Raw genomic sequence first — 26,167 nt, 5'->3', positions numbered from 1 at the left:
CGGCCGCGCCGTCCGGACGGCTCCGGAGCGGAGCCGAGCTGTGCGCAGAGGAGCGGGGACGGGTCAGCGCACGGCGGAACCCGCCTTCCACTGGGTCCAGTTCAGATTCCAGCCGCTCAGCCCGTTGTCCGGGGCGACCTTCTTGTCCTTGGAGTTGACGACCTCGACGACGTCCCCGATCAGCGTCCGGTCGAAGAACCAGCCCGCCGGGGTGGACCCGCTGCCGCCCTGCTCGTCGCGGAGCCCGATGCAGCCGTGGCTGACGTTGGTCGAGCCGAAGATGTCTTCGTCGGACCAGTAGTTGCCGTGCAGGAAGGTGCCGGACTCGGTGAGCCGGATGGCGTGCGGGACGTCCTTGATGTCGTACTCGCCGCCGAAGCCGACGGTCCGCCCGTCCATCCGCGTCACCTCGTGCATCTCGCTGACCACCATCTTGCCGTTGTACGTGGTCGTCGTCGGGGAGCCCGCCGTGATCGGGACCGTGGAGACGAGCCGCCCGTCCCGGCGCACCTCCATGGTGTGCTCGGCCGAGTCCACCCGGGAGACCTGCTCCCGGCCCACGGTGAACCTGACGGTCTTGTGCTGGCTGCCGTACGCCTGCGGCGCCCCCTCCACATCGCGCAGCGCCACCTCGACGGTGACCTCGGTGCCCGGCTCCCAGTAGGCGGCGGGACGGAAGTCCAGCCGGTCGGCGCCGAACCAGTGCCCGGCCACCTCGACCGGCGGATCACTGGTCACCCGGATGGCCCGCTGCACGGCCGCGCGACGGGTGATCGGACGGTTGAACTCGAAGGAGACGATCATGCCGGTGCCGACCGTGGACCGGTTCTCCGGCTTGAAGTAGCCGATGAAGCGGTGTTCGGGCACCACTGTGGTGAAGGTGGTGTGGCGGGCCGAGCGGTGCCCCGCACCGTCCAGGGCCACCGCGTCGACGCTGTACTTGGCGGCGAGCCCGAGCCGGCCCGCCGTGCCCTGCGGCGTCCACGAGAGGCCGTCCTTCGCGATCAGGCCCCTCACCTCCTGCTCCTGCGCGTCCTCGATCCGGGTCACCTTGACGCTCTCCAGCCGCCCGTCCGGGACCTTCACCTCGACCTTGCTGTCAGGTTTCACGCCTTCGGCCCTGTCCTGCGGGGTGATCCGGATCGCCTCCTGCGGTGACCGGGACTTCCCGCCGATGATCGAGCCCGTGCCCGAACAGCCGGTCAGAACGGCCAGCAGGGCCAGTACGGCGAGCAGTCCCGAGCGTGTCAGCACGGTGACCGGGCTCGCGTCTGCCTTCTTCGCTACGTGGTTCACGTCCCCCCAACGACCGGGGCGGCTCGGGGGAAACGTGAGTGCGGGGCCACTCGTGGGCAGAACAGAGGGGAGACCACACGCCGGGAGCAGCGGCCGGGACGCCGCGCGCTCCCTTTCCGTGCCGGTCCCCCACGAGCCGCGGGAGGCGAGCAGGTGTCGAGCGCAGCCGAACAGGAGACCGTGCCGAAGACGTGTCCGGGACCGTCCGGACAGGTGCCTGCCCTCGGGCCCGGACAGCGGCCGCCCGCCGTCTGGCCCGGTACGCCGACGCCGCTCGGAGCCCGCTTCCGGGTGGGGCCCGACGGGGTGGCGGGCACCAACTTCGCGCTCTGGGCGGGCGGGGCGGAGGCCGTGGAGCTGTGCCTCTTCGAGGCGGACGGCACCGAGACCCGGCTGCCGCTGACCGAGCTGACCCACGAGATCTGGCACGGCTTCGTGCCCGGCGCGGCACCCGGTCAGCGCTACGGCTACCGGGTGCACGGCCGCTGGGACCCGTGGACGGGCGCCCGCTGGAACGCGGCGAAACTGCTCCTCGACCCGTACGCCCGTGCGGTGGACGGGGCCTTCACCCTTCCGGCCGAGGTGTACGGCCATGTGAGGGACTGGCCGCAGCAGCAGGTCGCCGACACCGTGCGCGACGAACGGGACTCGGCCCCGTACGTCCCCAAGGGGGTGGTGGTCCACGATGACGACGACTGGGCCGAGGACCGGCGGCCCAAGACCCCGTGGGCCGACTCCGTCATCTACGAACTCCACGTCCGCGGCTTCACCAAGCTCCACCCGGACATCCCGAAGGAGCTGCGGGGCACCTACGCCGGACTCGCGCACCCCGCGGCCATCGGCCACCTCAAGCGCCTCGGGGTGACGGCCGTGGAGCTGCTGCCGGTGCATCAGTTCGCCCACGAGGACCATCTGCTCCGGCGCGGGCTGCACAACTACTGGGGCTACAACTCGATCGGCTACTTCGCCCCGCACGCCGGCTACTCCGCCAGCGGCACCGCGGGCCAGCAGGTCGGCGAGTTCAAGCGGATGGTCCGCGCCCTGCACGACGCCGGGATCGAGGTGATCCTCGACGTCGTCTACAACCACACGGCGGAGGCGGGCGAGCTCGGTCCGACGCTGTCACTGCGCGGCATCGACAACCGCGGCTACTACCGGCTCCAGCCCGACGCCCGCAGATACGCGGACTACACCGGGTGCGGCAACACCCTGCACGTGGTGCAGCCGAACGTCCTGCGGCTGATCACCGACTCCCTGCGGTACTGGGTCACCGAGATGGGCGTCGACGGCTTCCGCTTCGACCTGGCGGCGGCGCTCGCCCGCTCGATGCACGACGTCGACATGCTCTCCCCGTTCCTCGCGGTGATCGCCCAGGACCCGGTGCTGCGCCGGGTCAAACTGATCGCGGAGCCGTGGGACGTCGGCAACGGCGGCTACCAGGTCGGCGCCTTCCCGCCGCTGTGGACCGAGTGGAACGACCGCTACCGCGACGCCGTACGGGACTTCTGGCGCGGCGCGCTGCCCGACGTACGCGATCTCGGCTACCGGCTGACCGGATCGAGCGACCTGTACGCGTGGGGCGGCCGCCGCCCGTACGCCTCGGTCAACTTCGTCACCGCGCACGACGGCTTCACCCTGCGCGACCTGGTGAGCTACGAGCAGAAGCACAACGAGGCCAACGGCGAGGGCAACCGTGACGGCACCGGCGACAACCGGTCCTGGAACTGCGGCGCCGAGGGCGAGACCGACGACGCCGGCGTCAACGCGCTGCGCCGCCGCCAGCTGCGCAACCTGCTCACCACCCTGCTGCTGTCGACCGGGGTGCCGATGCTCGTCGCGGGCGACGAGATGGGCCGCACCCAGGGCGGCAACAACAACGCGTACTGCCAGGACAACGAGGTCGGCTGGCTGGACTGGTCACTCCTGGAGCAGCCGCGGTGGCGGGAGCTGACCGAGCTGACGGCCCGGGTGCTGGCCCTGCGCCACACCCATCCGGTGCTGCGCCGCCGGGCGTTCTTCTCCGGCCGGGCGCAGGCCCCTGACGGGCTGCGGGACCTGGCGTGGTTCACCCAGCAGGGCACCGAGATGACGGAGGGGGACTGGTACGCACCGGCCGCGACGGTGGGGCTCTACCTCTCCGGCCGCGACATCCCGGGCCGGGACGCCCGGGGCGCGCCGGTGACCGACGAGAGCTTCCTGGCCGTGCTGCACGCCGGTGACCGCCCGGCGGACTTCCGGCTGCCGGGAGCGCCGTGGGCGCAGAGTTACGAACTGGTCCTGGACACGTCGCGGGAGGACCAGTCCACCGCACCGGGCACGGTCCACCGGGGCGACGCGGGCCTCATGGTGCCCGCGAGATCGGTGCTGCTGCTGCGGGTACGGGAGTGAGCCCGGCCGCTCAGCCCAGGATGCCGCGGTCGTAGGCCACGGCGACGGCGGCCGCGCGGTCCTTGGCGCCCAGCTTGGCGAAGACATGGGCGAGATGGGTCTTCACCGTGGCCTCGCTGATGAACAGCACGGCGGCGATCTCCCGGTTCGAGGTCCCCTTGGCGACGAGTTCGAGCACTTCGCGCTCACGCGCGGAGAGCGTCTCGCCGCCGGGCCGGACGGGGGCGCGCACCCGCGAGACGAGGCGGGAGGCGATGGCGGGCGACAGGACGGTACGGCCGTCGGCGGCGGCGCGCACCGCCGTGAACAGGTCCTCGCGCGGGGCGTCCTTGAGCAGGTACCCGGTCGCACCGGCCTCGATCGCGGGCAGCGTGTCGGAGTCGGTGTCGTACGTGGTGAGGACCAGGACCCGGGAGCGGGCGCCGCGCCGGGTCAGTGCGGTGATCGCCGCGACTCCGCCGCCACCGGGCATCCGGAGGTCCATCAGGACGACGTCGGGATCGAGCCGGACGGCCATCTCGACGCCCTCGACACCGTCCGCCGCCTCGCCGAGCACCCGGAACTCCGCCGCGGACTCGAACATGCCCCGCAGCCCGTTCCGTACGACGGGGTGGTCGTCGACGACGATCAGCGTGATGACGCGTGCGGGTTCCTCAGCCATAGCGGCCCACCGTACTGTGCCCGCGGCGGTGCCGTCTCAGTCGTCGCGGACCAGCGGGACCCGGGCGCAGACCGCGGTGCCGAGGCCGGGTCCCGTCTCCACCTCGACCGTGCCCGCGATGCGTTCGGCGCGCGCCCTCATGCCGCCGAGCCCGAATCCGCCGGCGCCCCGGTACGGCGGCAGCGCGGCCGGGTCGAAGCCGCGGCCGTCGTCCCGCACGTCGAGGGTGATCTCGTCGCCCATGTAGGACAGGGTGACGCCGGCCCGGGACGCGGCGGCGTGGCGGCCGGCGTTGGCGAGCGCCTCCTCGGCGATCCGGAGCAGGGTGGCGCCGACCTCGTCGTGCAGCGGCTCGGCCGTGCCGGTGACGGTGAACTCGGCTCGGACGCCGGTCCGTTGCGACCAGGTGGTGACCGTCTTCTTGAGTGCGCCGGGAAGGTCGTCGTGCTCCAGCGCGGCGGGGAGCAGGTTGTGCACGGAGCGGCGTGCCTCGCCCAGGCTGTGCCGGGCGAGGGCGGTGGCCCGGACCAGGTGTTCCCCGGCCAGCTCCGGATCGGTGGCGGCCGCGGACGTCACGGCCTGGAGCTGGGCGATGATGCCGGTCAGCCCCTGGGCGATGGTGTCGTGGATCTCGGCGGCCATCCGCCCGCGCTCGTCGGCCACCCCGGCCTCGCGGGCCTGGACGAGGAGTTGGGCGTGGAGTCCGGCGTTCTCCGCCATGGCCTGTTCGAGCCGGGCGTTGGCGGACTCCAGTGCGGTGATGGTGTCGACCTGGGTACGGACCTGCTCTGCCTCCCGGTTGCTGATCTGCGCGAAGACCATGGTGAGGGTCCCGTGCAGGGCGAAGAGGATGGCGAAGGTGATCCAGTTCATGAGGCTGACGGGCGGCAGGCCGCTGCCGGACTGCGAACCCGCCATGATGACGGCGGTGGCCAGCATTCCGGCCCGCACGGCCCGGCGCGGAAGCAGCCGGCCCGCGTCGAAGTAGCCGAGCGTCGCGAAGATGGAGAAGAACGGGTTGCACCAGGTCAGCGCGAAGGCGAGGAGCGTGCGGGCGACGAAGTGGAACAGCGCCGCCCGCGACCCCGGCCCGGAGGGATCACGGCCCCGCCGGAGCTGGAGGACGAGCGCCACCGGAACGAGAACCGCGACCGTGTACACGTCCGCGCGGGACATGATGAGCTCGCGGGTCACGGCCGAGACCGCGGTGGCCAGGCCGAGCAGTCCGTACGGTCCGTACCGGAAGAACCGCTCCCACCACTGCTCGGCCGTCGCCACCCGGATGACGGCTTCCCGCTCCCCCGCACTCATGACTGAAGTGTCCCCCGCACGCGTGGCCGAAGTCCCTCCGTGCCCATGACGGACCCCTCCCCCGCGCTCATCGCCGACGCCCCTCCCCCCGGATCGCCTACTCCCAGCGGAAGTTGCGGATCGCGACGCCCGCCGCCAGTACCGTCCACAGCGCCACCACACCGAGGTACGTCCAGCTCGGCCAGCCACCGGAGGCGGCCCGGTCCAGTGCCTGGGAGGCCGCGCCGAACGGGGTGGCCTGGACGATGCGGCGAAGGGTGTCGGGCATGGCCTGCACCGGCACCCAGACGCCCGCGGTGAACATCATCGCGAAGAAGACGACCGAGCCGAGGGCCGCCGAGATCCTGGTGGTGCGGGAGACCGCGCAGACCAGCGCGCCCAGCGCCAGCACACAGGCCACGGCGAGCAGCAGCGCCAGCAGATAGCCGAAGGGCTGTCCGGGCAGCCGCACCCCGAACGCGATCCGGCCGACCGCCATCACCAGCAGGGTGGAGCCGAGTGCCGCGGCGCCGTGCAGGACGATCTGCGCGCCGAGGAGGGCGGAGGGCCTTACGGGGGTGGTGGACATGCGGCGCAGGATGCCGCGCTCGCGGTAGCCGGTCAGTACGGGCGGCATCGCCTGCAGACCGGCCATGATCATGGCGAGCAGCACCGCCACGGGGACGTACAGGTCGATGACGCGCCGGCCTCCGAGCCCGTCGTCGTGCTCCCGGAAGGACGGGATCAGTCCCAGGATCGTCATCAGTACGGTCGGGAAGACGAGGATCCAGAACAGGCTGCCGGGTTCGCGCAGGAAGAGCCTGGTCTCCGCCCTGAGGACCGCGAGGGAGGCGCCCGCCGGGGCGGTGCGCGGCACGTGGCCGGTGACGGTGTTCGCTGTGGCCATCTCAGACTGCCCGTTCTGTGAGTGCGTGCCGCTCGGCGGGTCCGGGGTGTTCGGTGAGGTCGAGGAAGGCGTCGTCCAGGGTGGCGTCGGCGACGCGCAGTTGGTGCGCGGTGACGCGGAGCCGGGCCAGCAGCGAGATCACGGCGTTGACGGTCTCGTCGGTGCCGTCGATGACGACGCGGCCGTTGCGGGTCTCGCACGAGGCCGCACCGGGCAGCCGCGCCAGTTCGGCGTCGTCGAGCGGCCGCGAGGGCGTGAAGGAGATGACCGTGGAGCTGCCGGTCCTGGCGATCAGCCCGGACGGGGTGTCGAGGGCGACGACCCTGCCCTTGTCGATCACGGCGATCCGGTCGCAGAGCCGCTGGGCCTCCTCCATGAAGTGCGTGACGAGCAGGACCGTGACGCCGCTCGCCCGTACCTCCTCGATCAGTTGCCAGGTGTCGCGCCGGGCGCGCGGGTCGAGCCCGGTGGTCAGCTCGTCGAGGACCACGACCCGGGGGTTGCCGACGAGCGCGAGCGCGATGGACAGCCGCTGCTTCTGACCGCCGGAGAGCCGGCCGAACCGGGTGGTGAGCTTGGTGTGCAGGCCCAGGCGTTCGGCGAGCGGCCGCCAGTCGGCGGGGTCCGGGTAGAACGCGCTGTACAGCTCGAGCGCCTCGCCCACCGTGATCTTGGGCTGGAGTTCGCTCTCCTGGAGCTGGGCGCCGAGCAGCAGCGTCACCCGGTCGTGGTCCGCGACGGGGTCGAGCCCGGCGACCCGGACCGTACCGGAGTCGGGGACCCGCAGTCCCTCGACGCATTCGACGGTGGTGGTCTTGCCCGCGCCGTTGGGGCCGAGAATCCCGAAGATCTCCCCCTCGTCGACGGAGAAACCGACCCCGTCCACCGCGGGACGTCCGGCGTAGGCCTTGTGCACCCCGTCCACTTCGATGATTGCCATGTCCACGAGCATCCCGGCCCCGGTCCGCACGTGGTATCCGCCATCACGCTCGAACCGGCATCAGCCGATCGGCTGATGCCGGGCCACGACCGCCGTACGCCCCGTCACGCGCCGGCGGCGGTCCCGGTCTCCTCGCTCCCCGACAGCCGTGCCTCCAGGCGCGCCAGGACCACCCGTTCGCTCTCCTTGCGCACCGACGACAGCCTGGCGTCGGCCACGAGCATCGGCAGCATCCACAACAGGCCCCAGGGACCGAACCCGTCGACCACGCCGGTCGTCCGCAGCGCCAGACTCGTCAGCGCCGAGAGCGCGACCGACACCCCCCACAGCGCCGCCCGGTGCCGGGCCATCCAGCGCAGCCGGCCGTTCCCCGGGCCGGAGAGCGCTTCGAGTGTGGCGGCGAGAACGGCGGCCCGCTGGTCGTCGGGCCGGGCCGCGGCGGCCTCCGCGGCCCGCGCCCGCGCCTCCTGGAGCCCCTGGCCCCTGAGGGCTTCGGCGATCTCGTCGCTCCGGGTCTCGCGCGCCTGGCGCCGCACCGCGCCCTCGGCCGCCGACATCCGCAGGTCCTCCCAGTAACCGCGGGCGGCCCAGCGGTGGGCGGCCCGCAGCCGGGCGTTCTCCGGGGAGTCGGGGGCGAGCTCTTCGAGGCGCCGGGACAGCTCCACGGCACGGGCGGCCCGGCCCGGGTACTCGAAGGAGTCGCTGCGCAGGCACAGCTCGGCGTATCCGGCCAGCAGCCCGGGGTGGTCCGCGTCCAGGGCCAGGCCCTTACGGAAGGCCCGTTCGGCCTCGGTGTCGTGGTCGTCGTCGTCCTCCGACGCGTGGGCCACGGCCAGCCAGCAGTACAGGTCGGCGTGCGGACCCGTCTCGTCGAGCCCCTGGGTGGCGGTGCGCCGGACCCCGGCGAGACCTCCCGCCAGAAAGAGCTGCTCACAGCGTTCGCTGTACACGTCGGCCGTCGTCATGCGTGCTGCCCCCGGTGCTCGCGGTCCCGGCTGCGCGGATTCCGCGACCAGCCGCCCCTCCTCCGGGGCCGACCAAATATCGGCTGCGGTGGTCACGGCGTCAAGCGGGTTCCGGACGGGAAAAGCAGATGAGCGATGTCAGTGGTGAACCGTAGGCTCGCCCCTGATGCCCGAAGAACATGCAGAGTCCAAGGACCGTTCCGTCGCACGCTCCCTGATGCGGCTGTGGCCGTACGTGAAACCGGTGCGGGCCCAGCTGTCCGGCGCGGTCGTGGTCGCGGTCGTCGCCTCGTGCCTCGGCCTGGTGATCCCGTTCGTGCTGAAGTGGATGGTCGACGGCCCGGTCGCCGACCGGGACCCCGGCGGCGTCTGGCTCGGGGCGCTGTATCTGCTGTTGCTGGGGATAGCGGAGGCGTTCCTGTTCGGCCTCCGGCGCTGGATGGTGGCGCGTCCGCTGGCCTCTGTCGAGGCGTCGATGCGGGCCGCGCTCTACCGGCATCTGCAACGCCTGCCGGTCGCCTTCCACGACCGCTGGCCGTCGGGCCAGTTGCTGTCGCGCGGCACGACCGACCTGATGCTGGTGCGGATGTTCCTGGCCTTCCCGCTGATCTATCTGGTGGTCAACTCCACCACGATCGTCGTCGGTTTCGTGATCCTGCTCGGCCAGGAGTGGACGCTCGGCCTGGTGCTGCTCGTCCCCGTCGTGCCGCTGATGATCGCCTGCTCGGTCTTCGAGGCGAAGTACTCGCTGGCGGCGCGCAAGGCCCAGGACCAGGTCGGCGATCTGACGACGGTGGTCGAGGAGAGCGTGCTCGGCATCCGTATCGTCAAGGGCTTCGGCCGGCACCGCAGCCAGGCCCTCGCGTTCCGCGCCCTCGCGCAGCGGCTGCGGGCCACGGAGCTGGACAAGGCGCGGCTGCTCGCGGGCATCTGGGCCCTGATCACGACGATCCCCGAACTCGCCGTCGGGGCGGCGCTGGTGCTCGGCACGATCGAGGTCGCGGACGGCGGGCTCTCCGCGGGCACGCTGGTCGCCTTCCTCTCCACGGCGCTGGCGTTGCGCTGGCCGGTCGAGTCGATCGGCTTCCTGCTGGCGATCAGCCAGGAGTCGGCGACGGCGACCGAGCGGTTCTTCGAGGTGATGGACGTGGCCGAGGAGGAGGAGACCGCGACCGACCGGCCGGCGGCCGGGAGTACGTCCGGTGGCCCCGCCGCGGATGACGCCGGGTCGGGCGGCATGGTCTTCGAGGGGGTCCGGTTCCGCTACCCGGACGCGGCGGAGGGTTCCGCTCCGGTGCTGGCCCGGATCGATCTGCGGATCCGTCCCGGCGAGACGATGGCCCTGGTCGGGGCCACGGGCTGCGGCAAGACCACGCTCACCGCGCTCGTGCCCCGGCTGCACGAGGCCACTGCGGGGCGGATCACCCTGGACGGCGAGGACATCACCGCGATGCCGCGCGAGCGGCTGCGGGAGCTGGTGTCCGTGGCGTTCGAGGAGCCGACGCTCTTCTCCGCGAGCGTCGGGGAGAACGTCCTGATGGGCGCGGAGGGCGCCGGCGAGGACGAGCTGCGGCGCGCCCTCTCGGTCGCGCAGGCCGACTTCGTCCACGACCTGCCGCACGGGATCGCCACCCAGGTCGGCGAACAGGGACTGAGCCTGTCCGGTGGTCAGCGGCAGCGCCTCGCGCTGGCCCGCGCCGTCGTCGGCCGGCCGCGCTTCCTGGTGCTCGACGACCCGCTCTCCGCGCTGGACGTGCACACCGAGACGCTGGTCGAGGCCGCGCTGCGCAGCGTGCTGCGGGACACCACGGCGGTGGTGGTGGCCCACCGGCCCTCCACCGTGATGCTCGCGGACCGGGTGGCGCTCCTGTCGGAGGGCCGGATCAGCGCGGTCGGCACCCACCAGGAACTGCTGCGCGGCAACGCCGAGTACGCCTGGCTGATGTCCGGCGCGGGGAGCCCTGCCGGTGAGGACGCGTACCCCGGTGGCCCCGGCCCGACCGACGACACCCTGGGCGCGAACACCCCTGCCGAGGAGGGCAGCAGCCGATGACCAGCACCACCACGGGACGGCCCGCGGAACCCGGCGACGGCGGGGACGGCGCCGACGAGAAGACCGCGCCGGTCCCCGGCAGCCAGGACCCGGCGCACACCCCGGCGCCCCGGGACTCCTTCGACCGCGACGACCTGCCCACCCCCCGTGGCGCGACGCGCGAGCTGCTCGTCTCGCTGCTCCGCCCGCACCGCGGCCGGGTCGTGGTGGCCGCGCTGTTCCTGCTGGTCCAGCAGATAGCGGTGCAGGCCGGGCCGCTGCTCGTCGCGTACGCCATCGACAGCGGGGTGCCCGCGTTCCGGGACAGGGACTACGGGCCGCTGCTCGCCGTGGGCATCGGCTACGCCCTGTGCTCCGCCGGCGCGGGAGCCATGCAGTACGCCTTCATCCGGGCCTCGGCCGGCGTCAACCAGGACGCCCTGCTCGATCTGCGCGGCCGGATCTTCCGCCATGCCCAGGCCCTGAGCGTGGACTTCCACGAGCGGTACACCTCGGGCCGGCTGATCTCCCGCTCCACCACCGATGTGGAGTCGCTGCGCGAACTGCTCAGCGAGGGGCTGCAGGAGCTGATCGGGGTCGTCCTCTCGTTCGTCTCGATCTCCCTGGTGCTGCTCTGGCTGGACTTCGCGACGGGCGCCGTCGCCGTACTCTCCTTCGCCCCGCTGTATCTGCTGGTACGGCAGTACCAGCGCCGGGCCGGAGTCATCTTCGCCGCCCGGTCGACGGCCATCGCCGCGGTCATCGTGAAGTTCGCGGAGACGATGAACGGCATCCGCCCCGTCCAGGCGTTCCGCCGGGAGGCGGTCAACGACGCGGCCTTCCGGAAGCTGAACCACGAGCACCGGCGCACGAACGGCGACGCGATGATCGAGAACGCGCGTTACGTCGTCGGGTCGCGGCTGATCGCCAATACCGCGGTGGCCGGAATCGTGCTGTGGGGTGCCTACCGCGTCGCCTCCGGCACCCTCGCCCTCGGTGTACTGGCCGCGGTGGTGCTGTATCTGCGGCGGCTCTACGACCCGATCGACCGGCTCAGCATGTTCCTCAACTCCTACCAGTCGGCGGCGGCTTCACTGGAGAAGATCGCGGGTCTGCTGGCCCAGACCCCCACGGTTCCCGAGGCCCTGGAGCCGCGGGAGCTGCCGCCGCTCGCGGGTGACCTCCCGGGCCGCGAGGTGGTCTTCGACGCGGTGAGCTTCGCCTACCGCACGGGTGGTGAGGTGCTGCCCCGCTTCGATCTGACCGTCCCCGCCGGCCAGACGATGGCGGTGGTCGGTTCGACGGGCGCCGGCAAGTCGACGCTCGCGAAGCTGCTGGCCCGCTTCTACGACCCGACCGACGGCCGGGTGCTGCTGGACGGCACCGATCTGCGGGACCTCGCCGTCCCCGAACTGCGGCGCGGAGTGGTGATGGTGACCCAGGAGGCCTTCCTGTTCTCGGGGACCGTCGCCGAGAACATCGCGATCGGCAGCCCGGACGCGAGCCGCGAGGAGATCGAGGAGGCCGCGAAGGCGATCGGCGCCCACGATTTCATCAGCGGTCTCCCCGACGGCTACGACACCGACGTACGCAAGAGGGGCGGCCGGATCTCGGCCGGCCAGCGCCAGCTGGTCGCCTTCGCCCGCGCCCTGCTGGCGAACCCGGCGGTACTGATCCTCGACGAGGCGACCAGCTCCCTCGACATCCCGGGCGAACGGGCGGTCCAGCTGGCGATGGACACCGTGCTGCACGGCCGCACCGCGGTGGTGATCGCCCACCGGCTGTCGACCGTGGAGATCGCCGACCGGGTCCTGGTGATGGAGCACGGCCGCATCGTGGAGGACGGGTCCCCGGCCGAACTCATCGGCGGCACGGGCCGGTTCGCGGGCCTGCACCGCGTCTGGCGGGAGAGCCTGGTCTGAGCCGCCGCGGTGCGGGTTCCGCTGTTCGTGATTCCGCGCGACCATGAACACCGTACAGAGCGACCAGTTCCGGACTGACGGCCCGTGCTGCCCACGCCTGCCGGAGCGCCGGTCACAGAGCGTGGATGTCCTCGCCCAACGTCTCGGCCGCCTTGAGTGCGGTTGCCCGCCGTGGGGTTCGCCCGAGGTGGACCCGGCGTTCCACGCTCTTCGGGTCCACGCCGGCCAACGAGGCGTGCGGCCGGCCGCCTGACGCCACACCAGTGAACATCCCGAAGCGCTCCCGGCGGCTCCGGGCCCAGCCGGCTGGCCGCCGCGGCCGCGCCCGCCGCTGCCATGTCCACCCCGTGGGTGATGGCCTTGAACGCGGCGCAGAGCAAGGCGTCCTGGCCGCGCGGCGGGAGCTCCCGGGCCACGGCCACCGCACCGCCCAGGGTCTCCCGGGCCGCGTCGGGAGCGCCCGGTACGGTGTCGGCCGTGTCGCGCCCGTAGACGAGCTCACCGAGCGAGCCGAGCAGGGCCATGCCCGGTGCGCCGCCGATCTCCTGGCCCGATTCGAGGACGGCCGCCGCGGAGACGAGGAACCCGCCGCCCATGACGTGTCCGCGGTCCAGGCGTTGGGCGAGCGCTCCGGCGGCCGGTGCCGCGACGATGACACCGAGGGACGGCACCGGGCTCCACATCGCGGCCTCGAACGGGCTCTTGCCGAGGACGGACCGCACGTACTGCGAGAAGAAGGCGGCGAAGCCGATGGTGGCGGCCATCGCCAGGAGGTTGACCAGGACCGGACCTCCGCAGGCGCGGCGGCGCAGGAGGGCCAGGTCGACCATCGGGTGGGTGAGCCGGCCCTGGCGGTGGACGAAGACGAGGCCGAGGACGAGACCGATGGCGATTCCGAGGGCGGGCAGCGGCCGGTAGCCGTGCTTGGCGATTTCCTTGATGCCGTGGATCACCGGCAGCAGCGCGGCGAGGGAGAGCACCGCGCTCAGGACGTCAAACCGCGCCTTCACCGGGCTCCGGGACTCCGGGAGGACGGCATCAGGCAGTCTGGCCCAGGCCGCCGACCTGGAGGCGCAGGCGCTCCAGGACACCGGACTCTCCGACGAGGAGTGGATGGCGCGGAACGAGCCACAGTTCGAAGCCGTCTCGGCAGGTGGTCGTTTCTGGTTCTCCTCAATCTTTTCGAACACGACACGTTCGAGCTCGGCCTCCACGTCCTCTTCGAATTCGGGCTGCACAGGACCCTGGACGGCATCGCGGTGATGATCGGCGAAACGTCCGCTTAACGAACACGACTCTTACGGCAACGGACGAATTCCGGCCATCTTGTTGACGCGGCCCTGACAGCAACACCTTTCTCCTGGCACTCTTCACCCCGTTCTGCGCACTGCCTGCTCTGCCCGGACGGCTCACCAGCCGCCGGTACCCCCTCGCAGAAGGAGTCCGCGTGAGATCCACGCCCAGCCGTCGTGCCACCGCGACCGGCGCTCTGATAGCCGCAGCAGCTCTCCTGGCCGCCGGAGTCCAGACCGGCACAGCCACCGCGACACCGGCCGGCGCATCCAGCGCCGCCGCCACGAAAGCCGCTGCAACCGCAGGTGCCGATCACGGTGCGCTGCCCCGGCAGCTCTCCCCCTCCCAGCGTGCGGAGCTGATCCGTGACGCGAACGCGAGCAAGGCGGCCACCGCCAAGGACCTCGGTCTCGGCTCGCAGGAGAAGCTCGTCGTCCGGGACGTCATCCAGGACAACGACGGCACCACGCACACCCGTTACGAGCGCACCTTCAGCGGACTCCCGGTCCTCGGCGGCGACCTGATCGTCCAGGAGTCGAAGTCCGGCGCGACCGAGAGCGTCACCAAGGCCTCCAAGGCCACCACCGCCCAGCTGAAGGCCGTGGACACGGCCGCGGAGGTCGCCCCGGCGACCGCCGAGAAGCAGGCGCTCGGTGCGGCCAAGGCCGACGGCTCGGACAAGACCGTGGCCGAGAAGGCGCCCCGCAAGGTCGTCTGGATGGCGAGCGGCACGCCGCAGCTCGCCTACGAGACCGTGGTCGGCGGACTCCAGGAGGACGGCACCCCGAACGCGCTGCACGTCGTCACGGACGCGACCAGCGGCGCGAAGCTCTACGAGTGGCAGGGCATCGAGAAGGGCACCGGCAACACCGAGTACAGCGGGCAGGTGACCCTCAACACCTCCGGGTCGTACAACCTGACCGACACCACCCGTGGCAACCACAAGACGTACAACCTGAACCACGGTTCGTCCGGCACGGGCACCCTCTTCTCCGGCTCGGACGACATCTGGGGTGACGGCACCCCCCAGAACGCCGAGACCGCCGCGGCCGACGCGCACTACGGTGCGGCCGAGACGTGGGACTACTACAAGAACGTCCACGGCCGGACGGGCATCCGGGGTGACGGCGTCGGAGCGTACTCCCGCGTCCACTACGGCAACAGCTACGTCAACGCCTTCTGGGACGACAGCTGCTTCTGCATGACCTACGGCGACGGCAGCGGGAACGCCTCGCCGCTGACCGCGCTGGACGTGGCCGCGCACGAGATGACGCACGGCGTCACCTCGAACACCGCCGGCCTGAACTACAGCGGTGAGTCCGGTGGCCTCAACGAGGCGACCAGCGACATCTTCGCCTCCGCCGTCGAGTTCTACTCCAACAACGCCACCGACAAGGGCGACTACCTCATCGGTGAGAAGATCGACATCAACGGCGACGGCACCCCGCTGCGCTACCAGGACAAGCCCAGCCGGGACGGCATCTCCAAGGACGCCTGGTACTCCGGCATCGGCAGCATCGACGTCCACTACTCGTCGGGCCCGGCCAACCACTTCTTCTACCTCCTCTCCGAGGGCAGCGGCGCCAAGACGATCAACGGCGTCTCGTACGACTCCCCGACCTCCGACGGTCTGCCGGTCACCGGCATCGGCCGCGCCAAGGCCGAGCTGATCTGGTTCAAGGCGCTCACCACCAAGTTCAGCTCCACCACGAACTACGCGGGTGCCCGTACGGGCACGCTCGCCGCGGCCGGTGAGCTGTACGGCACGACCAGCGCCGAGTACACGGCCGTGGCCAACGCCTGGGCCGGCATCAACGTCGGTACCCGTCCCGGCGGCGGCACCGACCCCGGTGGCACGGTCTTCGAGAACACCACCGCCACGGCCATCCCGGACCACGGTTCGGCCGTCACCAGCTCGGTCAACGTCACCGGTCGTACCGGCAACGCCCCGAGCGCCCTCAAGGTCGGCGTGGACATCACCCACACCTACCGCGGTGACCTGGTCATCGACCTCGTCGCCCCGAACGGCACCACGTACCGCCTGAAGAACTCCTCGGCCACCGACTCGGCGGACAACGTCCAGACCACGTACACGGTCAACGCCTCCGCCGTGGTGGCGAACGGGACGTGGAAGCTGAAGGTCCAGGACGTCTACTCGGGCGACACCGGGAAGATCAACAGCTTCAAGCTCACCTTCTGAACCCAGCCGCACGGCACGCACCACAGCTGACGCGGTATCCCGCCCGGGAGGAGTACCCACTCCTCCCGGGCGGTTCCGTGCTCAGGAGGGGTTCTCCGCGTGGGTCAGCGTCTCCCAGGCGACGAACAGGTTGTCGGTCCCGGCGGGCCTGCGCTGCTCCGTGAGGGTCTGGGTGTGGGTCATCGCGATGCCCATCCGGTTGTGCAGCGCGTTGAACCCGACCTCGGTGACCGGCCCGAGGCTGTCCTTGAGCGATCCGCCGCAGAGCGACGACGGAACGGCCTCCCCCAGCTGGTACTTGGCGTGCAGCCCCAGCGCGTGGCGCAGCCGGTCGGCGATCTCCGGGTAGAGGTCCTGCCCCTGGATCCGGCTGGTCTCCGCGATGTGCGAGAGGGCGGAGAGGCCGTAGCCGGTGTGGGTGAGGTCGCGGCAGGTCTCCTGCGAGAGCCCGTCCATGAAGGTCGACTGGCCCTGCCAGTAGTTGACGATCTTGTCGCGGGTGTCCAGTCCGCTGCCGGGCGCCGTCTTCGGCAGCGCGCCGTCCGAGGTCAGATAGATGTACGCGGGGACCCGTCCGCGGAACTTGGTGACCGCCTTGTCGTACGAGGTGCGGTCCTCCAGGAAGACCGAGATGCCGATCGCGGCCTCGGTCATGCTCAGTTCCCAGTTCCCGTTGCTGTTCGAGCCGTTGATGACCTCGGGCAGGTAGACGTCGCGCAGCATGGCGGAGAACCGGCCCGCGTTCGGCCAGCCGCTGTACGTGTACTTGATGATCTCGGCGGCACGCGGCCAGGAGGAGCCGGCCCAGCCGGTCTGGAGCGGGGCGTTGCTGTTGGTGTGGTCCTTGATCACGGCCGACCAGGCGTCCATGATCTCGACGGCCTTGGCGGCGTAGCGGCTGTCCTGGGTGAGGTACCAGGCCAGCGAGAGCGTGTAGGCGGCTATCGCGTCCTCGCGCTCGTCGGTGCAGCCGTAGTTGGGGTTGGAGTACGAGCCGCACTCCACGACGGCCCTGGGTTTGGCGGTCCGGGTGAGCGAGGCGTACTTGCTCGCCATCATCTGGTCATACGCGCTCTTCCAGGGCTGGGCGCCTGCCTGCACCTTGGCGCGCACGAAGTCCAGCTGGGGACGGCTGACGAGGACGCCGGGGTGGGTGAAGGCGGCGGGGGCGGCGGCCACCGCCGGGGCCGGGTCAGGCGCGGCCCGGCCGGCCGAGGCCGGGGCCATGGAGAAGCCGGTGATCAGTGCCGCGAGGGCGGTGGCGAGGCCGAGGCCGAGGCCGCGCCCGATGGTTCCGGTGCGCATGTGGGGGTGCCTTCCGGTGCGGAGGAGGTCCGGCAACTCGGCCCGAAACCAACGGTGTTCACCCACGTGAACAATGGGCCGGGTGATGAACCCTGCGATGAGTGAGGAACTTAAATGCATCGCATGAACACGTCAAGCACATGTGTTCAGAAGGCGAAGGGCCCGGCACCGGTGGAACGGTGCCGGGCCCTGGGGTCCGTCGTCGGAACGCGACGTCAGCGCATCACCAGACCCGCCTCGCCCGTGCCGTCGGCCGGCTGTGCCACCAGGCCGAGTTCGGCTCCGCCGGCCAGCAGCGGATGGGCCGGCAGCACCCGCACGGTGTACCCGTAGGGGCCGGTGCGGTCCAGGGCCAGCGGGCCGTCGTACAGCCAGCGGCCCTCCAGGTCCTGGCCCCCGGCCGGCTTCAGCGGGAAGATCTGGGCGTCGGTGATGGAGTCGGCGGCGTCCACCCGGCCGGCCACCGCCTGCACCTCCACGTCGTCCGGCTCCAGCACCCCGAGGCTGATCCGGACCCGCAGCGCCAGCGTCGAGCCCAGCTCCGCCGAGCTGTCCGCCTCGGTGGGCGTCACCGCCTCGACGTGATCGACCGCCACCCGCGGCCAGGCCGCCCTGACCCTGGCCTTCCAGCCGGAGAGCTCCCGTGCGGTGGTGGCGTCCAGGGAGCGCTGGGCGAGGGCCGCGGGGGCGTACAGCCGCTCCACGTACTCACGGACCATGCGCCCCGCGAGGACCTTGGGGCCGAGGGTGCCCAGCGTGCGGCGGACCATCTCGATCCAGCGCTCCGGGAGCCCCTCGCCCCCGTGGTCGTAGAAGCGGGGCGCGACCCGGTCCTCGATCAGCTCGTAGAGGGCGTTGGCCTCCAGATCGTCGCGCCGGTCCTCGTCCATCGCCGAACCGTCGGCCGTCGGGATCGCCCAGCCGAAGTCCGGCTCGAACCACTCGTCCCACCAGCCGTCGAGGACGGAGAGGTTGAGGCAGCCGTTGAGGGCGGCCTTCATCCCGCTCGTACCGCACGCCTCCAGCGGGCGCAGCGGGTTGTTCAGCCAGACATCGCAGCCCGGGTAGAGCTTCTGGGCCATCGCCATCCCGTAGTCGGGCAGGAAGACGATGCGGTGGCGCACCCGGGGGTCGTCGGCGAACCGGACCAGCTCCTGGACCAGCCGCTTCCCGCCGTCGTCGGCCGGATGCGCCTTGCCCGCCACGACGATCTGGATCGGGCGCTCCGGGTGGAGGAGCAGTCTCCGCAGCCGGTCGCGGTCGCGCAGCATCAGCGTCAGCCGCTTGTACGAGGGGACGCGGCGGGCGAAGCCGATGGTCAGTACGCCGGGGTCCAGGACGCCGTCGATCCAGCCGAGTTCGGCGGGTTCCGCGCCGCGGGTGCGCCAGGAGGCGTGCAGCCGCTGCCGCACCTCGGCCACCAGTTGTTCGCGCAGCGTCCGCCGCACGTCCCAGAGCTGCCGGTCGGGGATGGCGGCGGCGGAGTCCCAGCGCCCGGGGGTGCCCCCGGACTCGGTGCGCAGCCGGTAGATCTCGGGGGCGACCCAGGTGGGTGCGTGGACCCCGTTGGTCACGGAGGTGATCGGCACCTCGGGGGCGTCGAAGCCCGGCCAGAGCCCGGCGAACATCTCCCGGCTGACCGCACCGTGCAGGGTGGAGACCCCGTTGGCCCGCTGGGCGAGCCGCAGCCCCATCACGGCCATGTTGAAGACGCCGGGATCGCCGCCGTCGTACGTCTCCGTGCCCAGGTGCAGGATGCGTTCGGCGGAGACACCCGGCAGCTCTCCGTCGTCACCGAAGTGACGGGCGACGAGTTCGCGGTCGAACCGGTCGATCCCGGCCGGCACCGGGGTGTGGGTGGTGAAGACGGTCCCGGCCCGTACGGACTCCACCGCGGAGCCGAAGTCCAGGCCGCTGTCGGCGAGCTCCCGGATGCGTTCGAGGCCCAGGAATCCGGCGTGGCCCTCGTTGGTGTGGAACACCTCGGGCACCGGGTGGCCGGTGAGCCGGCAGTAGGTCCGCACGGCGCGCACGCCGCCGATGCCCAGCAGCATCTCCTGGAGCAGCCGGTGCTCGCTGCCGCCGCCGTACAGCCGGTCGGTGACCTCGCGTTCGCCCGGGGCGTTGCCCTCCACGTCGGAGTCGAGCATGAGGAGCGGCACCCGGCCCACCTGGGCCTGCCAGATGTGGGCGTGCAGCGAGCGGCCGCCGGGGAGCGCGAGCACTACCTCGCTCGGTGTCCCGTCGGCTTCACGCAGCAGGGTGAGCGGCAGTTCGTTGGGGTCGAGGACGGGATAGTGCTCCTGCTGCCAGCCGTCCCGGGAGAGGCTCTGGCGGAAGTAGCCGTGGCGGTAGAGCAGGCCGACGCCGACCAGGGGGACGCCCAGGTCGCTGGCCGCCTTGAGGTGGTCCCCGGCGAGGATGCCGAGCCCGCCGGAGTACTGGGGCAGGGCCGCGGTCACCCCGAACTCGGGCGAGAAATAGGCGATCGCGGCGGGCAGCTCGGCGCCCTGCGCGACTTGTTCCTGGTACCACCGGGGGCCCTGGAGGTAGTCCCGGAGGCCGGCGGACACCTCGGCCAGCCGGTGCAGGAACGCCTCGTCATGGGCCAGCTCGGCGAGCCGCCCGGCGGACGCGGCACCGAGCAGGCGCACGGGGTCGCCGTCCGCCCCCCGGCCGGCCACCGGGTCGACGGCCTGGAAGAGCTCACGGGTCTCGGTGTGCCAGGACCAGCGCAGGTTGCGGGCGAGGTCGCTGAGGGGTTGAAGGGGATCGGGGAGGACGGGACGCACGGTGAATCGACGAATGGCCTTCACGTATTCCACCTTTACAGGGGACGTCCGGATCCGAGGGGACGCACCACGGTGTGCGCCGCTCCGTCACCCTCGACGTTAGCCGTGCACGGCACCCGGCAACCACGGCGCACGGCCGTCCGGCGGCGTGCGACCCCGGCGGGCCGACCGCCCCCTTCGCTCCGCCCTCCTGAGTACCACCCGGCGCTACTCGCCGCTCCAGGCCCGTCCGTCACAGGCGTTATGGCCGATTCCCTCACCTCGTACGGCCTTGTGGGCCTTCGCCGCACAGGGAAGGCTTCCCAGTGGCGCCCGCCGTCCCCGCGTGCGCCGGAATTCCGCAACCCCGCGCACGCGCGGCGGAGCCCGGCGCATTCAGAACGTCACAGCTACGCCCGAGTAGTTAACAAACCACCGGATTGGCCCACCGGCATCCGTGGGAAGGCTTCTCCGGTACCCGGAACGAATGCGTTCGGACGAAAGTTCAAGGCAATCCGTCTCGGACCCACGGCCGGTTCATCCGCCGTTCGGCGGCGATCCGCCCGCGGTTCGTATGCAATCGGGACGGCCCGCGCACATTCGATCCACACCCGCGCACCACACCCTCGCCCCAGCCATTCGAGTGCCATTCGAGTGAACGCGGACAGGAGCGGCCATGCCCACACCCCACCAGTCGTCAACGGAGCAGCTAGAAAGGACGGAACCCCACCATCGCGGCGCGCGCGTTCAGCCCTCCGCAGCCGCAGTGCGCCCTGTTGAGTCCGAGCTCCAGTCCCCAGGTGATTTCATGATCGGTCGCATTCCCGTCCTCGACGTCCGTCCCCTCGTCGATTGCGGAAGAAGGCCCGCCAAGGCGGTTTCCGGTGAGACCTTCCAGGTCACCGCGACCGTCTTCCGCGAGGGTCATGACGCGGTCGCCGCCAACGTCGTCCTGCTCGACCCGAGCGGGCGCCCCGGCCCCTGGACACCGATGCGCGAGCTCGCGCCGGGCACCGATCGCTGGGGCGCCGACGTGACGCCGGACGCGGAGGGGCGCTGGACGTACGCGGTCGAGGCCTGGAGCGACCCGGTGGCCACCTGGCGGCACACCGCCCGGATCAAGATCCCGGCGGGGATCGACACCGCGCTCGTCCTCGCGGAGGGCGCCGAGCTGTACGAACGGGCCGCGGAGGGCGTGCCCAAGCGGGACGGCCGCGAGGCGGTGCTGTCCGCGGTCGACGCCCTGCGCGACGCGTCGCGCCCGGCCGCCGCCCGGCTGGCCGCCGCGCTCGCCCCGGAGGCGGAGGAGGCGCTGGCCGGCCATCCCTTGCGTGAGCTGGTCACCGCCTCGCGACCGCTCCCGCTCGTCGTCGAGCGCCGGCGTGCCCTGTTCGGTTCCTGGTACGAGCTGTTCCCCCGTTCCGAGGGCGCCAGGACCGAACCGGTGAAGGCGCCGCGCAAGGGCCGCGCGGCGAAGGGTCCGGCGGTCCCGAAGCCGCCCCGGATCGTCAGCGGCACCTTCCGCACGGCGGCCGAGCGCCTGCCGGCGGTCGCGGCGATGGGCTTCGACGTGGTCTACCTGCCACCGATCCACCCGATCGGGACCACCCACCGCAAGGGCCCGAACAACTCCCTCTCCCCCGCCGCGCACGATGTGGGGGTGCCGTGGGCGATCGGCTCGGCCGAGGGCGGCCACGATGCCGTCCACCCCGATCTCGGCACCCTCGACGACTTCGACCATTTCGTCGGGACCGCGCGGAACCTGCGTATGGAGATCGCGCTGGATTTCGCCCTCCAGTGCTCCCCCGATCACCCGTGGGTCACGGAACACCCCGAGTGGTTCCACCACCGCGCGGACGGCACCATCGCTTACGCGGAGAATCCCCCGAAGAAATACCAGGACATCTACCCGATCGCTTTCGACAAGGATCTGGACGGAATCGTCACGGAGACCGTGCGCATTCTCCGGTTCTGGATGGATCACGGGGTACGGATCTTCCGCGTCGACAATCCGCACACCAAGCCGGTGATCTTCTGGGAGAAGGTCATCGCCGACATCAACCGCACCGATCCCGATGTGATCTTCCTGGCCGAGGCATTCACCCGTCCCGCGATGATGCACGCACTCGCCACCATCGGATTCCAGCAGTCGTACACGTACTTCACCTGGCGCAACAGCCGGCAGGAAATCACCGAGTACGTGAGCGAACTGTCCGGTGAGACGGCCGCCTGCATGAGACCGAATTTCTTCGTGAACACCCCCGACATCCTCCCCGGATACCTCCAGGACGGCGGCAGGCCCGCCTTCGAGGCGCGGGCGGTGCTCGCGGCGACACTCTCCCCCACCTGGGGGGTGTACGCGGGGTACGAGCTCTGCGAGAACACCCCGGCCCGCGGCGGCAGTGAGGAGTACCTCGACTCGGAGAAGTACGAGATCCGGCCCAGGGACTGGGAAGCCGCCGAGCGCGAGGGCCGGTCGCTGGCCCCGCTCATCACCACGCTCAACCGGATCAGGCGCCGCCACCCGGCGCTGCAGCAGCTGCGTGACGTGCACTTCCACTCGTCCGACAACGACGCCCTGATCGTCTACAGCAAGCGCTCCGGTTCGAACACCGTTCTGATGGTCGTCAACCTCGACCCGCACCACACCCAGGAGGCGACCGTCTCGTTGGACATGCAGCGACTCGGCCTCGAACGGCACGAGAGCGTGCCGGTGCGCGACGAGCTCACCGGCACTTCCTATCACTGGGGCAGGACCTTCTATGTGCGCCTTGAGCCGGGCGTGACGCCCGCGCACATCGTCGTCCTGCGACCGTCCCCGCCGACCGGAGGGTCACCCACACCATGATCGTCAATGAGCCCGTCCACGACACGTTCGAGGACACCCCGGCCAAGGACCGCGATCCCGACTGGTTCAAGCGTGCCGTCTTCTACGAGGTCCTCGTCCGTTCCTTCCAGGACTCCAACGGCGACGGCATCGGAGATCTCAAGGGGATCACCGCCAAACTGGACTACCTCCAGTGGCTGGGCGTCGACTGCCTCTGGCTGCCGCCGTTCTTCAAGTCGCCTCTGCGCGACGGCGGTTACGACGTCTCCGACTACACCGCCGTACTGCCCGAGTTCGGTGACCTCGCCGACTTCGTCGAGTTCGTCGACGCCGCGCACCAGCGCGGGATGCGCGTGATCATCGACTTCGTCATGAATCACACCAGCGACCAGCACGACTGGTTCCAGCAGTCCCGTACCGACCCCGAGGGTCCGTACGGCGACTACTACGTCTGGGCCGACGACGACAAGCAGTTCCAGGACGCCCGGATCATCTTCGTCGACACCGAGACGTCCAACTGGACCTTCGACCCGGTGCGCAAGCAGTACTACTGGCACCGGTTCTTCTCGCACCAGCCCGACCTCAACTACGAGAACCCGGCGGTGCAGGAGGAGATCATCTCCGCCCTGCGCTTCTGGCTGGACCTCGGCATCGACGGCTTCCGGGTCGACGCCGTGCCCTACCTCTACCAGCGCGAGGGCACCAACTGCGAGAACCTCCCGGAGACCCACGGCTTCCTCAAGCGGGTCCGCAAGGAGATCGACGCCAACTACCCCGACACCGTGCTGCTCGCCGAGGCCAACCAGTGGCCGGAGGACGTCGTCGACTACTTCGGCGACTACCAGGCGGGCGGCGACGAGTGCCACATGGCGTTCCACTTCCCCGTCATGCCGCGGATCTTCATGGCCGTGAGGCGCGAGAGCCGCTACCCGGTCTCCGAGATCCTGGCCAAGACACCGGCGATCCCGTCCGGCTGCCAGTGGGGCATCTTCCTGCGCAACCACGACGAGCTGACGCTCGAAATGGTCACGGACGAAGAGCGCGACTACATGTACGCGGAGTACGCCAAGGATCCGCGGATGCGGGCCAACATCGGCATCAGGCGGCGCCTGGCGCCCCTGCTGGACAACGACCGCAACCAGATCGAGCTGTTCACCGCCCTGCTGCTGTCACTGCCCGGCTCCCCGATCCTCTACTACGGGGACGAGATCGGGATGGGCGACAACATCTGGCTGGGCGACCGGGACGCCGTACGCACCCCGATGCAGTGGACGCCCGACCGGAACGCCGGATTCTCCTCCAGCGATCCGGGACGGCTCTTCCTCCCCACGATCATGGACCCCGTCTACGGCTACCAGGTCACCAACGTCGAGGCGGCGATGGCCTCGCCGTCCTCACTGCTGCACTGGACGCGCCGGATGATCGAGATCCGCAAGCAGAACCCGGCGTTCGGCCTCGGCTCGTACACCGAACTGCCCTCGTCCAATCCCGCGGTGCTCGCCTTCACCCGTGAGCACGGGGACGACCTCGTGCTGTGCGTGCACAACTTCAGCCGGTTCGCACAGCCCACGGAACTCGATCTGCGGTCCTTCAACGGGCGTCATCCGGTGGAGCTGATCGGCGGGGTGCGCTTCCCCGCCATCGGTCAGTGGCCCTACCTGCTGACTCTCGCGGGACACGGCTTCTACTGGTTCCGCCTCCGCAAGGACGCGCCGCCGAGCTGACCCGGAGCCGGCGCACAGGGTCGCGTGCGGGGCGGTTTCCGCCGCTCCGCACGGGGCACTCTCCCCCCATATCGAACGCTTCAGGGCCCTTCCTGGGTCCTCCTGGCGTTTCGTTCCCTTCGAGTCGAGTCCGTACGGATCATCCTGACCCGACACGTCCCGCACAGCCGGACAGCCAAAGCCGCAATCCGGGACACTCTTCGCATCCTGTGGTGTGCCCGGGGAAAGGACGCGATGCCATGTCGGAGGCTGCATCCGCTCAGGTCACCCTGGCGAACAGCACAGCCCTGCTCCCGTCTCTCGGACCGCTGCTCCATGAATGGCTGCCCCGGCAGCGGTGGTTCGCGGGCAAGGGACGGCCGATCACGGCCTTCTCGCTCGTGTCGGCGACCGAGATACTGCCGGTGGAGAAGTCCGGCGGCACCGCCGCCACCGGCCCCGGGCTCCTGCACCTGCTGGTCCGGGTCCACCAGCCCACCATGCCCGCCCAGCCCCCCGTCGACTGCTACCAGCTGCTGCTCGGCGTACGTCCCACGCTGCCGACCCGGCTGGCACCCGCCCTCATCGGCCATGTGACGGACGGTCCGCTGGCCGGTCTGAGCGTCTACGACGGACTGCACGACCCGCGCCTCGCCGCCCTGCTGCTGGAGCGGCTGCGCACCCCGGGCGGGCTCGGCGTCCTCCGGTTCGGCCGGGGCGCGGCCCCGATCCCCGCCGGACTCGCGCCCCGGGTGCTGGACACCGAGCAGTCCAACTCCTCGCTCGTCTACGGCGACGCCTACATCCTCAAGATCTTCCGCCGGGTGTTCCCCGGCACCAATCCCGATCTGGAACTGCCGCTCGCCCTCTCCCGCGAGGGGTGCGGACGCGTCCCGGCCCCCGTCGCCTGGTTCGAGTCCACCGAGCCGGAACACCTCACGCTCGGGGTACTCCAGCCGTTCCTGCGCGACGCGCAGGACGGCTGGCAGCTCGCCCTGCGCGCACTCGCGGCGGGCCACGACTTCGGACCGGAGGCCCGCGCGCTGGGACGGGCCACCGCCGAGGTGCACACCGCGCTCGCCGCGGCGCTGCCGACCCCCGAACCGCCCCGCGGCGCGAGCGACGAGCAGGCCGCGGGCATGGTGCGGCGGCTGGAGGCGGCCGCCCACGCGGTGCCGGAACTGGTGCCGTACGTCCCCGGGCTGCGCACCGCCTTCGACGCCGTGACGGCACTGGGTGACAGGGGGCGGAGCTGGGCCGCCCAGCGGGTGCACGGCGACCTCCATCTCGGCCAGACCCTGCGCGGGACGGACGGCTTCTGGTCGCTGATCGACTTCGAGGGGGAACCGGCCCGCCCGCTCACGGAGCGCCGCAGCCCGCAGCCACCGGTGCGCGACATCGCCGGGATGCTCCGCTCCTTCGACTACGCGGCCCGCTCCCACCGACCCTGGAACGCCGACTGGGCGGCGCGCTGCCGGTCCGCCTACTGCGACGGCTACGCCGAGGCCGCGGGCACCGACCCCCGCGGCGAACCGGAGCTGCTGCGCGCCCACGAGACCGACAAGGCGGTGTACGAGGTGCTGTACGAGGCACGGCACCGGCCCGACTGGCTTCCGGTCCCGATGGCCGCCATCCACCGCCTGGCCGCCGCCACCGGCTGACACCCG

At 71.2% G+C, this 26,167-nt stretch carries 16 protein-coding genes and 1 pseudogene; 8 read left to right on the top strand and 9 right to left on the bottom strand.

Annotated elements, in window-relative coordinates:
- Nucleotides 1–63: 63 nt before the first annotated feature.
- Nucleotides 64–1,296, bottom strand: coding sequence for an Ig-like domain-containing protein (locus ACIQM0_RS06795; RefSeq protein WP_401284106.1), 1,233 nt, complete (start codon nt 1,294–1,296; stop codon nt 64–66).
- A gap of 153 nt (nt 1,297–1,449) precedes the next feature.
- Here ACIQM0_RS06795 and glgX point away from each other — a divergent pair, with 153 nt between their 5' ends.
- Complete coding sequence (gene glgX, locus ACIQM0_RS06790; RefSeq protein ID WP_401284104.1) at nt 1,450–3,684, top strand: glycogen debranching protein GlgX; 2,235 nt, start codon at nt 1,450–1,452, stop codon at nt 3,682–3,684.
- A gap of 10 nt (nt 3,685–3,694) precedes the next feature.
- Here the strand turns inward: glgX and ACIQM0_RS06785 are convergent, their stop codons facing one another.
- The 5 genes from ACIQM0_RS06785 to ACIQM0_RS06765 form a co-directional block, all read right to left on the bottom strand.
- Nucleotides 3,695–4,345, bottom strand: a complete 651-nt coding sequence (locus ACIQM0_RS06785) for a response regulator (RefSeq protein ID WP_401284102.1) — start codon at nt 4,343–4,345, stop codon at nt 3,695–3,697.
- Nucleotides 4,346–4,381: 36 nt separating this feature from the next.
- On the bottom strand, nt 4,382–5,656 hold the full coding sequence (locus ACIQM0_RS06780; RefSeq protein ID WP_401284100.1) for a sensor histidine kinase: 1,275 nt from the start codon (nt 5,654–5,656) through the stop codon (nt 4,382–4,384).
- Between the two features lie 97 nt (nt 5,657–5,753).
- Nucleotides 5,754–6,542, bottom strand: coding sequence for an ABC transporter permease (locus ACIQM0_RS06775; RefSeq protein ID WP_401284098.1), 789 nt, complete (start codon nt 6,540–6,542; stop codon nt 5,754–5,756).
- A 1-nt stretch (nt 6,543) separates the two neighbouring features.
- On the bottom strand, nt 6,544–7,482 hold the full coding sequence (locus ACIQM0_RS06770; RefSeq protein WP_401284096.1) for an ABC transporter ATP-binding protein: 939 nt from the start codon (nt 7,480–7,482) through the stop codon (nt 6,544–6,546).
- Between the two features lie 104 nt (nt 7,483–7,586).
- A complete protein-coding gene (locus ACIQM0_RS06765) occupies nt 7,587–8,543 on the bottom strand; it encodes a hypothetical protein (RefSeq protein WP_401284094.1) in 957 nt (318 codons plus the stop codon).
- Nucleotides 8,544–8,613: 70 nt separating this feature from the next.
- Here ACIQM0_RS06765 and ACIQM0_RS06760 point away from each other — a divergent pair, with 70 nt between their 5' ends.
- Together ACIQM0_RS06760 and ACIQM0_RS06755 are read left to right on the top strand one after the other, a co-directional pair.
- The gene (locus ACIQM0_RS06760; protein ID WP_401284092.1) at nt 8,614–10,500 is read left to right on the top strand and encodes an ABC transporter ATP-binding protein; all 1,887 of its coding nucleotides are present in this window, start codon (nt 8,614–8,616) and stop codon (nt 10,498–10,500) included.
- Nucleotides 10,497–12,401: an ABC transporter ATP-binding protein gene (locus ACIQM0_RS06755; protein ID WP_401284090.1), complete on the top strand. Its 1,905-nt coding sequence runs from the start codon at nt 10,497–10,499 to the stop codon at nt 12,399–12,401. The genes ACIQM0_RS06760 and ACIQM0_RS06755 overlap by 4 nt, the downstream gene beginning before the upstream one ends.
- 52 nt (nt 12,402–12,453) lie before the next feature.
- On the opposite strand, the pseudogene ACIQM0_RS06750 reads toward ACIQM0_RS06755, so the two are convergent.
- Nucleotides 12,454–12,672 (bottom strand): annotated as a pseudogene (locus ACIQM0_RS06750) (XRE family transcriptional regulator); the annotation flags it as partial.
- Between ACIQM0_RS06750 and ACIQM0_RS06745 the strand changes: the two are divergent.
- Together ACIQM0_RS06745 and ACIQM0_RS06740 are read left to right on the top strand one after the other, a co-directional pair.
- Nucleotides 12,665–13,687: a hypothetical protein gene (locus ACIQM0_RS06745; protein ID WP_401284088.1), complete on the top strand. Its 1,023-nt coding sequence runs from the start codon at nt 12,665–12,667 to the stop codon at nt 13,685–13,687. The pseudogene ACIQM0_RS06750 and the gene ACIQM0_RS06745 overlap by 8 nt on opposite strands.
- 161 nt (nt 13,688–13,848) lie before the next feature.
- A complete protein-coding gene (locus tag ACIQM0_RS06740; RefSeq protein WP_401284086.1) occupies nt 13,849–15,894 on the top strand; it encodes a M4 family metallopeptidase in 2,046 nt (681 codons plus the stop codon).
- An 81-nt stretch (nt 15,895–15,975) separates the two neighbouring features.
- On the opposite strand, the gene ACIQM0_RS06735 is transcribed toward ACIQM0_RS06740, so the two are convergent.
- Nucleotides 15,976–17,199 (bottom strand): alginate lyase family protein, encoded by a 1,224-nt coding sequence (locus ACIQM0_RS06735; protein WP_401284084.1) that lies wholly within the window; start codon nt 17,197–17,199, stop codon nt 15,976–15,978.
- Nucleotides 17,200–17,414: 215 nt separating this feature from the next.
- The gene (glgP, locus tag ACIQM0_RS06730; RefSeq protein ID WP_401284082.1) at nt 17,415–20,015 is read right to left on the bottom strand and encodes an alpha-glucan family phosphorylase; all 2,601 of its coding nucleotides are present in this window, start codon (nt 20,013–20,015) and stop codon (nt 17,415–17,417) included.
- Nucleotides 20,016–20,778: 763 nt separating this feature from the next.
- Between glgP and ACIQM0_RS06725 the strand changes: the two genes are divergently transcribed.
- From ACIQM0_RS06725 to ACIQM0_RS06715, 3 genes are all read left to right on the top strand, one after another.
- On the top strand, nt 20,779–22,818 hold the full coding sequence (locus tag ACIQM0_RS06725; RefSeq protein ID WP_401284080.1) for an alpha-1,4-glucan--maltose-1-phosphate maltosyltransferase: 2,040 nt from the start codon (nt 20,779–20,781) through the stop codon (nt 22,816–22,818).
- The gene (gene treS, locus ACIQM0_RS06720; RefSeq protein WP_363026886.1) at nt 22,815–24,521 is read left to right on the top strand and encodes a maltose alpha-D-glucosyltransferase; all 1,707 of its coding nucleotides are present in this window, start codon (nt 22,815–22,817) and stop codon (nt 24,519–24,521) included. The genes ACIQM0_RS06725 and treS overlap by 4 nt, the downstream gene beginning before the upstream one ends.
- A gap of 239 nt (nt 24,522–24,760) precedes the next feature.
- The gene (locus ACIQM0_RS06715) at nt 24,761–26,161 is read left to right on the top strand and encodes a phosphotransferase (protein ID WP_401284077.1); all 1,401 of its coding nucleotides are present in this window, start codon (nt 24,761–24,763) and stop codon (nt 26,159–26,161) included.
- Nucleotides 26,162–26,167: the final 6 nt, after the last annotated feature.

The organism is Streptomyces sp. NPDC091387 (genome assembly GCF_044756945.1).
In the GTDB taxonomy this organism is placed as follows: Bacteria; Actinomycetota; Actinomycetes; order Streptomycetales; family Streptomycetaceae; genus Streptomyces.
This window is presented reverse-complemented; position numbering and strand designations above follow the sequence as displayed.

Excerpts from the sequence above, each read along its gene's own strand:
- ACIQM0_RS06715 (WP_401284077.1), top strand. The coding sequence starts at position 24,761 with ATGTCGGAGGCTGCATCCGCTCAGGTCACCCTGGCGAACAGCACAGCC.
- treS (WP_363026886.1), top strand. The coding sequence starts at position 22,815 with ATGATCGTCAATGAGCCCGTCCACGACACGTTCGAGGACACCCCGGCC.
- ACIQM0_RS06770 (WP_401284096.1), bottom strand. The coding sequence starts at position 7,482 with ATGGCAATCATCGAAGTGGACGGGGTGCACAAGGCCTACGCCGGACGT.
- ACIQM0_RS06785 (WP_401284102.1), bottom strand. The coding sequence starts at position 4,345 with ATGGCTGAGGAACCCGCACGCGTCATCACGCTGATCGTCGTCGACGAC.
- ACIQM0_RS06780 (WP_401284100.1), bottom strand. The coding sequence starts at position 5,656 with ATGAGTGCGGGGGAGCGGGAAGCCGTCATCCGGGTGGCGACGGCCGAG.
- ACIQM0_RS06775 (WP_401284098.1), bottom strand. The coding sequence starts at position 6,542 with ATGGCCACAGCGAACACCGTCACCGGCCACGTGCCGCGCACCGCCCCG.
- ACIQM0_RS06760 (WP_401284092.1), top strand. The coding sequence starts at position 8,614 with ATGCCCGAAGAACATGCAGAGTCCAAGGACCGTTCCGTCGCACGCTCC.
- ACIQM0_RS06725 (WP_401284080.1), top strand. The coding sequence starts at position 20,779 with ATGATCGGTCGCATTCCCGTCCTCGACGTCCGTCCCCTCGTCGATTGC.
- ACIQM0_RS06755 (WP_401284090.1), top strand. The coding sequence starts at position 10,497 with ATGACCAGCACCACCACGGGACGGCCCGCGGAACCCGGCGACGGCGGG.
- ACIQM0_RS06735 (WP_401284084.1), bottom strand. The coding sequence starts at position 17,199 with ATGCGCACCGGAACCATCGGGCGCGGCCTCGGCCTCGGCCTCGCCACC.